The organism is Pseudactinotalea sp., from assembly GCF_048594945.1.
Classification (GTDB): domain Bacteria; phylum Actinomycetota; class Actinomycetes; order Actinomycetales; family Beutenbergiaceae; genus Pseudactinotalea.
In genome coordinates this window covers 1-12,888 of sequence record NZ_JBMDXJ010000408.1, presented here as the reverse complement: position 1 = coordinate 12,888, position 12,888 = coordinate 1, and the positions used below count along the sequence as shown (strand labels likewise).

General features: G+C 68.6%; 11 protein-coding genes. 8 read left to right on the top strand and 3 right to left on the bottom strand.

Translation table 11 applies throughout. The features are described from left to right. From ACOJSN_RS18575 to ACOJSN_RS18560, 4 genes are all read left to right on the top strand, one after another. On the top strand, positions 1 to 723 hold a 723-nt coding region (locus ACOJSN_RS18575; RefSeq protein WP_420113977.1), incomplete at its 5' end, for a CHAT domain-containing protein. A gap of 71 nt (positions 724 to 794) precedes the next feature. Further along, positions 795 to 1,298, top strand: a complete 504-nt coding sequence (locus ACOJSN_RS18570; protein WP_420113976.1) for a hypothetical protein — start codon at positions 795 to 797, stop codon at positions 1,296 to 1,298. A gap of 6 nt (positions 1,299 to 1,304) precedes the next feature. Continuing rightward, positions 1,305 to 2,204 (top strand): hypothetical protein, encoded by a 900-nt coding sequence (locus tag ACOJSN_RS18565; RefSeq protein ID WP_420113975.1) that lies wholly within the window; start codon positions 1,305 to 1,307, stop codon positions 2,202 to 2,204. A gap of 42 nt (positions 2,205 to 2,246) precedes the next feature. After that, complete coding sequence (locus ACOJSN_RS18560) at positions 2,247 to 2,606, top strand: VOC family protein (protein WP_420113974.1); 360 nt, start codon at positions 2,247 to 2,249, stop codon at positions 2,604 to 2,606. Positions 2,607 to 2,713: 107 nt separating this feature from the next. Here the strand turns inward: ACOJSN_RS18560 and ACOJSN_RS18555 are convergent, their stop codons facing one another. After that, complete coding sequence (locus ACOJSN_RS18555; RefSeq protein WP_420113973.1) at positions 2,714 to 3,595, bottom strand: class I SAM-dependent methyltransferase; 882 nt, start codon at positions 3,593 to 3,595, stop codon at positions 2,714 to 2,716. 31 nt (positions 3,596 to 3,626) lie between these two features. Beyond that, positions 3,627 to 4,778 (bottom strand): ROK family transcriptional regulator, encoded by a 1,152-nt coding sequence (locus ACOJSN_RS18550; protein ID WP_420113972.1) that lies wholly within the window; start codon positions 4,776 to 4,778, stop codon positions 3,627 to 3,629. Positions 4,779 to 4,978: 200 nt separating this feature from the next. On the opposite strand from ACOJSN_RS18550, the gene ACOJSN_RS18545 reads away from it, so the two are divergent. Continuing rightward, a complete protein-coding gene (locus ACOJSN_RS18545; RefSeq protein WP_420113971.1) occupies positions 4,979 to 7,780 on the top strand; it encodes a LamG-like jellyroll fold domain-containing protein in 2,802 nt (933 codons plus the stop codon). A gap of 559 nt (positions 7,781 to 8,339) precedes the next feature. On the opposite strand, the gene ACOJSN_RS18540 is transcribed toward ACOJSN_RS18545, so the two are convergent. Then, positions 8,340 to 9,512 carry a XylR family transcriptional regulator gene (locus ACOJSN_RS18540; protein WP_420113970.1) on the bottom strand — a complete coding sequence of 391 codons (1,173 nt, stop codon included), beginning with the start codon at positions 9,510 to 9,512 and terminating at the stop codon, positions 8,340 to 8,342. Positions 9,513 to 9,600: 88 nt separating this feature from the next. On the opposite strand from ACOJSN_RS18540, the gene ACOJSN_RS18535 reads away from it, so the two are divergent. The 3 genes from ACOJSN_RS18535 to ACOJSN_RS18525 are packed head-to-tail and all read left to right on the top strand — an operon-like array spanning position 9,601 to position 12,884. Then, on the top strand, positions 9,601 to 10,713 hold the full coding sequence (locus ACOJSN_RS18535; protein WP_420113969.1) for a Gfo/Idh/MocA family protein: 1,113 nt from the start codon (positions 9,601 to 9,603) through the stop codon (positions 10,711 to 10,713). Further along, positions 10,710 to 11,531, top strand: coding sequence for a sugar phosphate isomerase/epimerase family protein (locus tag ACOJSN_RS18530; protein WP_420113968.1), 822 nt, complete (start codon positions 10,710 to 10,712; stop codon positions 11,529 to 11,531). Before ACOJSN_RS18535 ends, ACOJSN_RS18530 begins: the two co-directional genes overlap by 4 nt. Positions 11,532 to 11,540: 9 nt before the next feature. Further along, on the top strand, positions 11,541 to 12,884 hold the full coding sequence (locus ACOJSN_RS18525; RefSeq protein WP_420113967.1) for an ABC transporter substrate-binding protein: 1,344 nt from the start codon (positions 11,541 to 11,543) through the stop codon (positions 12,882 to 12,884). Positions 12,885 to 12,888 lie beyond the last annotated feature (4 nt).

Genomic DNA, 12,888 nt, shown 5'->3' with positions numbered 1-12,888 from the left:
ACGATCCCCGCCCCTGAGCTCAAGCCGACCCACCCTCACCTGGTCGACCTGATCGACCTCGCCGACATCGCCTTACTGGCTCCCGAGGGCGTGGCAGCCGCCGCGCGCCCCGTGACCGACGGCGCCGGCTTGCTGCGCGTGATCGAGCCGACCGGTACGGGATTGGGTCGCCTGCTACGCGAGGAGTCAACGCCGTCGAGCAGGCCAGACGTCCACACCCGACAGCGGTGCCAGTACACGCGGACGGACCTCGCGGCCGACCTAGCCCAGCAGCCGGCTGCCTTCATGTTTATCGGTCACGTTGGAGCGCCGGGAGTCACCTCCGGCCTTCAGCTGAGCGACGGCACCCTCACCGCGCTCGACCTCGCACGCCTCCCGATGCCGCCGCGCGTGGCGCTGCTGGGATGCGCGAGCGCGCACGACCTGGCGCAGGCAGATGCCGCATCGCTTCCGCGTGCCGCGGTCACCGCCGGTGCCGAGGTGGTCATCGCGACCCCGTGGACTCTGCCCACCGCGACCGGCCTCGGGTCCCGCGATGGTGAGGATCCGCTGGCCGACCTGGGTAACGCCGTGGAGCAGGCACTCCGAGCACCGGACCCGGTCGCCGCCTGCACCGACCTGGTCCGCGAGGCACGCAGTCGCTGGCACAGCGGCAGCGGCTCGCCGCCGCTGCTGTGGGGCGGTGTGCTGCCGCTGGTTCGCCACGAAACCTGGGATCGGTAGTCGCACCCCGCACCCGACTCTTGTGATGTGCCCGCACTGGGTGGGCACATCACAAGACGAAGGAGAAGCAGATGGGTTGGCTGAACAAGGGCGTGGCGTCGGCACTCACGAGCGGCATGAATGCCGCTTCTCAGGGTGCGCAGGCGCAGCACCAGGCCGCGATGCAGCAGGCTGCGGCGCTGCAGCAGCAGCTGGGAGCCGCGTGGGGTCAGGCCGCGGCCGCGGTCACCGATCCCGACGCGGTCGCATTCATGCAGCTCCCGCCGGCCGAGCAAGCACGGCAGCAGGCCGCGTTGCAGGAGTACGGCACGAACCTGCGCTGGTTGTACGAGAACGGTGTGGACGCCGAGATCACGATCCGCTCGATGCAGGCCACCGGCGTCACGCTCGCCGGCCAGCACGAGTACACGGTGGAGGTCGACGTGATGCTCCCCGGTCGTGAGCCGTACCAGCTAGCGCTGCGCCAGGTGATTGCGGCAGCCGCGTTTCCCGGTTACGCGGTCGGCGGCCGGTACAAGGCCAAGGTCTCCCCGAGCGACGCGGGCAACGCCGCCATCCTCGAGCGGATCGGCTGAGTCATGATGGAGGACGGCCCCGGCATGTTCGGCATGATCAGCGCGGCATCGCGGACCTCGCTGCCGGTGTCGGAGGAGGCGCGGGCACGCGCGCGTGTGCGGTTCCGGGTGCTCGGGCCGCTGCATGCCATCGCCTGGGCGGTCGCGGCCTACGCCTCGGTCCCTGCCTACTTCGACACGTTCCGGGTGATGGCGATGAACCCGGTGACGCTGTGGAGCACCCCCGATGTGGAGGCGGGCTTCTTCGTCTCGATCGGCGGATTCTTCGGCGGGGTGATGCTGGCGAGCATTCTCGGCTTCAGCGCGATGTGGGCGGCCATGAAGGCCTACGGCACCTTCCGGCTCGGCAACCAGGCATCGATGTCGTTCTCGATGGCCGGTATCGCCGTCGGTCTGACAGCCGCCTTGGTCGGGGGCCTGTGGACCGCACCGGCTGAGGTCGGGGTGGAGGCAGCCACGGAGCACTCCGCTGCGGTCCCGTGGGGCACCTGGGCATGGGTGATGTACTACCTGCCTGTGGGCCTTGCCGCCCTCTTCGCCTTGCTCGCGCTCTGGTTCACGGTGCGGTTCTTCCACGGCAATCGGCGCAGCGGCGAGGCCGAGGCGACCCAGGCACGCATCCGCGCCACCGGCTGGCACGTGATCGGCCAGATCACACAGGTGCACTTCACGAACAGGTGGCTGATGGGCCTGCCCCAGTTCGAGATCGAGGTCGCCTACCACGGCTCGATGGGCCCGAGCCGCATCTCCTGCATGGTGGTGACGGAGCCGACCGAGGCCCCGCAGAAGGGTGGCCAGGTGGACGTCTGGTTCGACCCGGCCGACCCCTCGCAGGTGGTGGTGGAAGCCGGGCCCGCTGCCAGCCCGAACCCCACGGACGGCTACCTGTTCATGCCGCGCGACTGACCAGGACGCGGATCGTCCGCAGATACTCGTAGCGTCGAGGTCATGGAGATCACCAGCATGGTTCCGGTGCTCGACGCCGCGAACATCGATGAGGTCAGCGCCTTCTGGGCTTCCCTGCTCGGCGGCACCGTGGAGACGGACGACGGCTGGCACAGCGTGCTCGTCGACGGCGTCCCCCGCCTCGACGTCCAGCTCGCCCCCGACCACGTGCGGCCCGAGTGGCCGGGTGGTCAACCGCAGCAAGTTCACCTCGACATCACGGTGACCGACATCGCCGCCGCGCACCAGCACGCAGTGGGCCTCGGCGCAGTCCCGCTCACCGATCCGGACAGGGACGCGCCCGCCGGTTTCAGTGTCTACGCCGACCCGGCCGGGCATCCCTTCTGCCTGTGCTGGAACTGATCTACCGTAGCCACGAGATCGTCACGTCGGCGCGAGATCGTCAGGGCGCGGTGCCGATCTCACGCCACGATGCCGATCTCGTGGTCCGACCAGCGAGCGCCCTGTCCTCAGGCCGGCTTGCGCGCGACCACGGTGAAGGTCGCCGGCGACCGATCGCGTTCGCCCTCGGGCCACGCCCAGTCGCCATCACCGACCTCGACCATGCGCGAGCTGAACTTCCACGGCAGCCGCCAGTCCTCGTCGAGGCGGAGTAGCTCCAGGCCGGCACCGATCAGTGCGTTGACGACCTCGGACAACGGGTGCGGCCACTCATAGGTGCGGGTCGCCGTCAGCTTGGTGCCGCCGGCGTAGGTGTACTCGCCGAACCACTGCTGCGCGAGCCCGTTGGCGAAATAGCGGTCGCGTTGCACGAGCTCGGCCGCGTCCGGATCGATCGTCAGCAGCACCGGGTGCGAGTCGCGGATGTAGAAGGTGCCGCCCGGGCGCAGCAGGCCGGCGATCTGCGCAGCCCACCTGTCGAGGTCGTCCAGCCAGCAGATCGTGCCGATGCTCGTGTAGACGAGGTCGAAGTCACCGCGGACGGCGGCCCGTGCCTCGAGCACGTCGGTCTCCACCCAGGTCACCTCCAGCCCGAGCTCCTCGGCCAGACCGGCCGCGCTCGCCAGCGCCGCCGGCGAGAAGTCGACTCCGGTCACCCGCGCGCCTGCCCGAGCCAGCGAGACGGTGTCGGTCCCGATATGGCACTGAAGGTGACAGACATCGAGACCCGAGACTCCGCCGTCGGGCAGGAATCGAGCGAGCGCAGCGAGGTCGCTCCGCACGACCGAACTCACATGCATGGGGTCAACACGAAACGGATCGATGCCGTAGGCACCCTCGTGGATCGGGACGCGCTCCTCCCAGTTGACGAGGTTGGTGGCGCGCCCGGCGTCCCAGTCGATGGTGACGTCGGCGCCATCGGAGTTCTCGTTCTCGATGTCGTGACCCATGAGCCCCATCCTCTCGACCACCGCACGGGAATTAGCACGCGTCGAGCATCGCCGCCCAGGCAGTGTCGATGGCCTCACTGACGGCTCCACGCAACACGGTGTCCTCGTGGAACGGCGACAATACGCACGAGACGCCTTCCGCTCCACGCTCGGCCAGCCCCGCCTCCATCGCGGAACTGAGCGCCGGACCCGAGCGTGCGATGGCACCGGACACCATGACGGCCTGCAGGTCGAGCCCGAGGCACATCGGCGCCACGGCTGCCAGGAGTGGATCGATCGCCTGCCGCAGGGCCCGCACCGCCCGCTCCTCCCCCTGGCTGACGAGTGTCAGGAGCTCTTCGATCGTGACATCGGGCATGCCGCCGGCGGCAGGGCGCCAGCTGGCACGCCCCACCTCCTCGAGTCGACTCACCTCACCAGTCCGAGGATCGGTGAGCAGGAGCGATCCCAGCTCGCCCGCCGCACCGTTCGAGCCACGCAGGATGCGACCCTCGAGAACCACGCCGGAGCCCAACCGTTGCCCCCACTGCAGACCGAGGAAGGACGACGGCACGCCGGGCACGGCGCACATCGCGCGGGCGGCCAGGTTGGCATCATTCTCGACCGCGACCGGGCCGCCTATGCGCGCACCGAGCACCGATGAGACATCCCGGGCGTTCCATGAGCCAAGCCCGGGCGCAAGCGTGATCTCGCCGCTGACGCGGTCGACGATGCCCGGAGTCGCGACAGTGCCGGCAAGCACGCCAGCTGGATCGATGCCGACCTCGTCGAGACACTCCACCACCATGTGGTCCAGTGCCGCGATCATGTCGGCACCGAGCGGGGGCGGCCGCAGCAGCTCCCGTCGGGCAAGCGTGTCGCCATCGAGCACAGCCAGCTCCACGACGGCACGGTGCGCTCCGGCATCCGCGCCCAGAACAACCAGCGCGCGCGGACGCAGGCCGTACCTGGTCGCCGGCCGTCCGGCTGCTTCGGCTGGCGCAAATCGCTGTATCCAGCCGCGCTCCTCGAGACGACTCACGATCTGGGTCACCGTGGGTCGGGTCAAGGAGGTCGTCTCAGCGAGCTCGGCGATCCGAGCGGGCACCGCCCGATCACGAAGGGCTGTCAGCACTCGGCGAGTGTTGAGCACGCGCAGCTCCACGGTGCCGCGAGCCGCCGGCCCGGTCGTGGACACGTTCATCCCGCGAGCGTAGGCCCGAGCAATTACGAAATGACCTTGCGTAACACTGTGATCCTTGCTACACATGGCGCATCCGCACCGGGGCGGATCTCGATGACGAGAGAGGCGTGATGGACATGAGGGCTCACGAGCGAGCACGGACGGGGGGCGCGTCGTGGCGCCGCTACCCACGCGCAGCAGCGGTCGCTTCCCTCGCGGGGATGTTCGGCGTCACCATCGCCGTCGCGCCACCCGGCGAAACGGCACACGCGGATGTCGCCGTCATCGAGACGGCGTCGACGTGGACACTCGATGGGGATGCCCGCGACAGCGTGAGCGAACGCCACGGCACCGTCCTCCCCGGAGTGACCTTCGAGGATGGCAGCGCGCACTTCTCGGGCACGGATGACTCGGAGATCGAGCTGCCGTACGACCGCGCCCTCGAACCCGGCAACCGTACGTGGCGACTCACCCTGTCCGGGGTCGTTCCGGCTGAGCTGACCGGCACCCATCAGGCGATCGCCACCAGCCGATCCACCAACAACCAAGGATGGGCGGTCTACATCATGCCCGACGGTGAGCTCCGCTTCTGGTCACGCGTCGTCGGTCAGGGACAATGGGCCCAGTACCCCACCGGCATCACCATGACGCCCGGCAGCAGCTACGACATCGCGGTGACACGCGAGGACGAGAAGGTTCGGCTCCAGGTCGATGGCGCGGAGTCAGCAGACATCGTGGTCGATATGGGCTTGCCGATCGTCAACAACGGCAGCAACCCGATCCGCCTGGGCAACGGCGGCGACAACGGCACGGACTTCTTCTACCGCGGGTCGATCGCTGAAGTGACACTCGCGACGACCTCGCCGGCCGCACCCTGGGCAACATGCGAGCCACAACCAGGCGTCTCCGACGCCGTGGAGCCACCCGCAGCAGACATCCTTGACCGACCGATCCCTCAGGACGAGATGAGTGTCCTGAGCCTCACGGCAGCACAGAACGCCAACCGCTACATCAGCACCACATGGTGGGCGGACAAGGCTTTCGTCGACGAAGAGGCCGACCGCATCGATCTGGCCGGCCGCGTGGCCGGAACCGAGTACGCGCTGCGCGGCGTCGGCATGGCGGCGGTCAGCACGGCCATCCTGCTCGCGACCGGAACGTACAGCGCCGAGGACACCGGGGTCGCGGAGTCCGAGGCGCGCGAGCGGATCGTTCGGCTGGTCAGCTCGGCGGCAGCTGAGCACCGCGCCAACACCACCGGAGGGTGGGGGCCTGAGACGGCGCAGTGGCAAGCCTCGCTGTGGGCGTACTACAACGCGTTCGCCGCCTGGCTGCTGTGGGAGGAGTTCAGCCCGCAGCAGCAGACGTGCGTCTCGAACATGGTCGCGCTCGAAGCGAACGCGATGCCCGACCCTGAGTACTACCGCAACGCCGATGGAGTGATCATCCGACCGGGCAACACGCAGGCTGAGGAGAACGCCTGGCGCAGCTCGCTCTCAGGGCTCGCCTCGATCATGATGCCGACTGCACCCAGCAGTGCCGAGTGGCGTGACGATGCGCTCGCTCTCTCGATCGCCGCGTGGGCAACTCCCGAGGACCTCGCAGCCGGAGGGAGCGTCAACGGTCGGCCCCTTGCGGACGTCCTGGACGGCTCCAACGTCGAGTCCGACGGGACCGTCGAGAATCACAACCTCATGCACCCGATCTACATGCTCGCGTTCGATCAGAGCGTCAACAACGCCTTGGCGCAGCAATTGACAGGCCAGCTTCCGGCGACCGCGTTCTTCCACAACATCGACCTGACCTACCACGCATTCGTCGATCTGACCTTCGACGCACCTCCGTGGCGTGCGCCAGGTGGCACGATCTACGTCCCAGACAGCCGTGACATCTACTACCCGGACGGCAACGATTGGGGCTCGACCTTCCCGCTCTACTTTGCGCAGGCTGATGTCATTGCGGCGAGCTTCGGCCTCGACTCGGGCGTCAGTACACCAGCGGACACCTGGGCAATGGCGCATCTTGAGCACGCCGTCGAGCTGCAGGATCGCTTCGACGACGGTCGGACCTACCTGGACAACAGCGAGAGCAACTATGGGATCCGGGAGGTGCGCACCGCGCAGATAGATGCACATACCTTCCTCACCCGGTTCCTGAACGCCGCGGATCAGGTCTGCATGACCGATCGGCCGTACACCACAGCGACCACAGATCCGTTGCTGGGTGAGCTCGAAGCAGTCTCGGCTGCTCTCGAAGGTCCAGGCGGGGCAGACCTTGCCGACGACCTCCATGCCTCGCTCGAGGAGGGCGTGAAGGAACTGGCCGCGGCTCACGAGGCGGGCACCAGCGCCGCCGTGGACAGCACGCTTCGCGAGCTGCAGCTGTTGCTCGCCGCCGCACCGGCCGGTCTGGCCGCGGTGACCGAAGTCCGCGCCGCACTGGACCACGCGAACCAGTGTCTGATCGGACTTCCGATCGCGCTCTCCACCGTTTCCGCAGCATCGCCCGGAGCGACGATCTCGGTCGGGGTCACCGGTGCGAACCCCGATCACGACTACGCGCTCACACTCGATGACGGCGCTGTTCCCAGCCCACAGGCGACGGCCGCGGTGCTGGCGACGACCGAGATCGGATCTCTCGCCACCGGCGCCGATGGTGCAGGAACGGCGACGATCACGCTCCCCTCGGAGATACCGGAAGGGCCCGTGACGCTGCGTGCCGTCGCCGGAGACTCGGTCGTGGAGACAACCCTGGTCATCCAAGCAGCCGACCCTGATCCCACAGACCCCGGCACGACCGATGACGCCAGCAGTCCGGGTGGTGACGACGGGCCGTCTGATGCAGGCAGCCACTCCGACAATGCCTCGGACGGCACCCCGACGACTGGTGGATCCGGAGGGAGCCCGGAGTTTGCCGACACCGGAGCGTCACCGGCTCTTCTGGCACTGATTGCCGTAGCCGCAGCTGCCATCGTGGCTGGGGTAGCACTGCAGCTCCGCAGACAGCGACACGGGCGGGACTGATCGTCACCGGGTGCCTGGGCGAGCTTGAGACCTCCAGGTCACTCCAGCCACTCGGTGACGAACCGATCGCTCGCGTGGACGTGGACGGCGCGGTAGGCCTCGGGCCCGATGACACGGAACGTGTACGGAACGTCGGCGGGTGCGACCACGGTGTCTCCCGCCGCGCCCTCCCGCTCGGCGTCACCGAGGGTGAAGCGGGCGCGGGCCCGCCAGGATCACGAACGTTTCGGCACAGGGGTGGGCGTGCAGCGGCGGACCTGCACCGTCCGCGTCGATGACCTCGCGCATGATCGAGACAGGCGATCCGATGGTCCGGCCCTCGACGTCCTCACTCATCGGTCCATCAATCGGGGAATATCCATCGGCCGCTGCGCCTTGTACCCACCGTGCCGGTCCGGTGCATGTCCCCCGGGCTTCACCCTCAGCCGCTACGAGCGGCCACGCGCCGAGAGGCGACTGCTGGGCCGGTGCACGCGACGGCGGCCCTCCCACATCGGGATGGGCCGCCGTGGTGTGTGTCGGGCGAGGATGGTGGCGGTGCGCACCCAGGGCTGGGCGGTCACTCGCGGCCCGGCACGACCGTGCCGCGGACATCGCGTCGGTACTGACCCGGAGACCGACCTGTCGCCCTCTTGAACGCGACGCTCATGTACTCGCTGTGCTTGAACCCGAGCCGCTCGGCGACCTGGGGCAGTGTCAGGTCGGTCGTGGACAACAGCTCCGCCACCCGCTCCATCCGCACACGGGTGATCTCTGCGTGCACGGTCCGACCGAGGAGCCGCACGAACCGGAGATCGAGTGCCCGCCGCGACGAGCCCACATGACGCAGCACCTCCGCCACCGCGACCTCGCCGTGGGCACCGTCGCGCACGAATCGAAGCGCCGCCACCACCTGCGGGTCATCGACCGACAGGATCTCCGAGGACTGGCGCGGAACCACGCGCACCGGCGCGATGTGCCGGAGCCCCGGCTCAAGCCTCTGGCCCGCCATCATCCGATCGAGCATCTCCGCCGCCAGATACCCGGTGCGTGTGCTGTTGGGCTCGATGCTCGAGAGCGGGGGTGAGGTGAGCGTGCCGATCAGCTCGTCGTTGTCCACGCCGAGCACCGCAACCTCGTCGGGCACGGCGATCCCCGCGATCGTGCAGGCCTCGAGGATCTCCTGGCCGGCGATGTCGTAGCAGGCGAGCACTCCGACCGGCTTCGGCAGGCCCTCGAGCCACCGCGCCAGCCGCTGCCGGTCTCGCGATCGCATGCCGGAGCGCTGCATCGCGAACACCTGCGCGTGCCCGCCCCGCTGCGTCACATGGTGGACGAAGCGCTCCTCGCGCTTGCGCGACCACGCGAAGCGCTCGTCACCACAGAACGCGAACTCCCGCAGCCCGCGCTCGCCGAAGTGCTCGACGGCGATCCGTGCGATCGCGTCGTCATCGGTCTCGACGCCGGGAAGCTCCGGCACCAGCCGCGCTGCGGAGAGATCGACTGTCGGCAGCCCGAGACGCCGCACGAACGCGGCTGTCTCCGATGTCTCCACCCGCGCGATCAGACCGTGCCCCTGCCACCCGTCCAGCCAGGAGAAGTCCGTCTCGTGCCGAGAGTGCTCGGCAAGGTACAGCGCCCAGCCCGGATGGGCACGCACGTAGGCACGGATGCCACCGAGCAGTCCTCGCGCGTACGCGTTCGACGTCTCCACGAGCAACGCGACGTGGCGGGCGGGACGGGCGGGGGCCATGCCAGAAATCTAAAGAATCCTGCTGGATAGCGCATGGAGCCTGGCGCCACACCTTCCTAGATTCGAGCAAAGACAAGGGAGGTCATCGATGACACACCAGGTCCGTGTAGGGATCGTCGGCCTCGGCTTCGGCGCCGAGTTCATTCCCATCTACCAGGCACACCCCGATGCCGAGATGCTGGCGCTGTGCCAGCGGACAGCGAGCGCGCTGGCCGAGACGGCCGACCGGTTCAGCGTGCCACGGCGCTACACCGACATCAGGGAGATGCTCAGCGACCCCGACATCGACGCGGTGCACATCAACACTCCCATCCCGGACCACGCAGCCCAGTCGATCGCGGCGCTGGAGGCCGGCAAGCACGTGGCCTGCACGGTGCCGATGGCGACCACGCTCGATGAGATCCGGGCCGTTGTGGCGGCGGCCAAGGCATCCGGACGGAACTACATGATGATGGAGACCGTCGTCTACTCGCGCGAGTTCCTGCACGTGCGATCCCTCGTGCAGGACGGCACCATCGGCAGGATCCAGTTCCTGCGTGGTGCGCATCATCAGGAGATGGCCGGGTGGCCCGGCTACTGGGAGGGTCTGCCACCCATGCACTACGCCACGCACGCCGTGAGCCCGGTCCTCTCGCTGGCAGGCTCGCTTGCCGAGAGCGTCGTGTGCCTGGGCTCGGGACGCATCTCTGATGAGCTGGCCGCTCACTACGGCTCGCCGTTCGCGGTCGAGACGGCGCTCGTCACCACCCGTCAGGGTGTGGTCGGCGCCGAGGTGGCACGGTCACTGTTCGAGACCGCCCGCGAGTACGTGGAGAGCTTCACGGTCTTCGGTGAGCATGCCACGTTCGAGTGGGAGCAGACGCAGGGCTCCGGCCACGTGCTGCACGTCGGTGAGAAGCCCGAGCCGCTGGAGGTCCGCGACTTCGCCGAGCTGCTCCCTGCCGAGATCGCGCAGTTCACCACGCATGGCGTCTACGGCGAGGACAACGAGCACCTCTCGTTCGTGCAGGGCGCTGGCCACGGTGGGTCGCATCCCCATCTGGCCCATGAGTTCATCCGCAGCATCGTCGAGGAGCGACCCTCGGCGATCGATGCCGAGACCGCTGCGAACTGGACCGCAGTCGGCATCTGCGCGCACGAGTCCGCGATGGCCGGTGGGGAACGCGTGCGCATCCCCGACTTCACCACGGACGAGCAGTGACCGCCGGCCCGCGACTCTCGGTCGCCACCATCTGCTTCGACGGGTTCGGTGACGAGGGCTTCGTGCCCACCTTCGAGCTCGCGCCCCAGTTGGGCGTCGAGTACCTCGAGATCAACGCCTGGTACGGACGCAATCTCACCCCTGCGGGCATCGAGGACCTGATCGGACGCTGCCGGGTTGCTGGTCTGCGTCCGGCCACACTCCAGGTCTCGCCCTTCGCGCCTGGGCCGGATGCTGGGGACCTCACCCGCGAGGTGTGCCGGTGGATGTGGCTGATCGAGGCCGCCCGGCGCCTCGACGTGAAGGTCATCAAGGCCACCGGGTCGGCCCGGGACACCCGGGGTGGCCTGCCGGCCCTGATCACCCTGCTCGGCACGATCGCACCGGTGGCCGAGCAGCACGACATCACGCTCGTGCTCGAGAACCACGTGGGCAACGTCATCGAGCACCCCAGCGATTACCACGAGATCTTCGCTGCGGTGGGCTCCGGCGCCCTCGGGGTGTGCCTCGACACCGGCCACTTCGTCGCCTCGGGCCATGACCCAGCGGCCGTGGCCGCCGACCTCGGCGACCGCGTGGTGCACATCGACCTCAAGGACTGCACCGGTCCTGGCCCCGGCCAGTTCGTCCGGTTCGGCGAAGGCGTCGTCGACTTCGACGCCGTCCTCGCCCAGACGATCACACCCGGATGGTCCGGGTTCGTCGTCGTCGAGCTGCCGCTCGTCGACCGCGCAACGGTGATCGCCGACCTCCAGACGGGCGTGCAGATCGCGTCCCGCCACCTCCCGCCGCAGCAGCACCCCCCAACCGACAGGTAAGGAAACATCATGTCCCACGCAGGCAACGACGCCATGCGCCAGCGCCGTCTCCGCCGCCGTCTCGCCGTCCCCACTGCGGCGCTCTCGCTCGTCCTCGTCGCCGCCGCATGCTCTTCGGGCGGCGAGGAGGCGCCCGGGGGCGACGAGCTCCCCGCCGAAGGGCCGCTGACCATGTCCTGGTACGGCTCCGACGCCCGCAACGCGGCTGTGCAGGCCGTCGTCGACACGTTCGGGGAGCAGCATCCCGATCTCGTCATCGAGACCCAGCCCACCACCTTCGACGGGCACTGGGACCGGCTCTCGGTCCAGGCATCGGCCAACAACCTCCCCTGCCTCCCCGCCATGCAGTCCCGCTACCAGGCCCGCTACGAGGACCGCGGGTCGCTGCTGCCGCTGGAAGGCCTCATCGAGGACGGCACGATCGACGTCTCCGGCATCCCCGAGGAGGTCGTGGAGAGCAACCGGAACGCGGATGGCCACATCTACTCGATTCCCTACGGCATCTGGTACGAGGGTGCCGTGCTGAACGTGCCGGCTCTGGAGGACGCCCAGGTGGCGGCTCCCGACCCTGGCGAGGACTGGGCAGGCTATGTCGACTGGGCGGCCGAAGCACAGCCGCAGCTCGGCGACTCCTACGCACTCGCATCGCAGGGTGGCAGCATCACCCAGTTCCAGATGTGGGCGCTCAGCCAGGGGGAGAATCTCTTCTCCGAGACCGAAGCCGGGTTCTCGAAGGAGACCCTGGTCGAGTGGTTTGAGCTGTGGCTCGGCGCGATCGACGACGGCCTCACACCCTCGGCCGATCTGGCAGCCGAGTACGCCGGGGTCCCCACCAACCAAGGCATGATGGCCGTGGGTCTCACCTTCGTGAGCGCCACCGGCGACAACAACGCCTCGGACATGCAGATCACGCTCGACCAGAACGGACTGGGCGCGGTCTCGATGGCTCCTGCCCCGACAGGTGGCCAACCACAGGTGGTCGGCGCCAACTCCTGGGCGATCTCCGAGAACTGCACGAACGTCGCCGCGGCCGCCGACTTCATCAGCTACTTCATCAACTCCGCCGACGGCGCCTTCACGCTCGAGACGCAGACCGGCCTGCCGCCGGTGACGAGCATCGCCGACGAGCTGCTGGCCTCCGACGACGTCACCGACTCCATCAAGGAGCGCATCGAGCTCTACAACGAGGTTCTCGCCGCCGGCGGCACCGTCGACATCTGGCCCGACGGCACCCAGCAGCTGGTCACCCAGTTCACCACCCGCTGGGAGGAGGTCGCGTTCGGGCAGTCGAGCCCCGACGCCGCCGCCGACGCCTTCATCGCCCAGCTCGAGACCGCGCTCTCCGGCTTCTGATCCA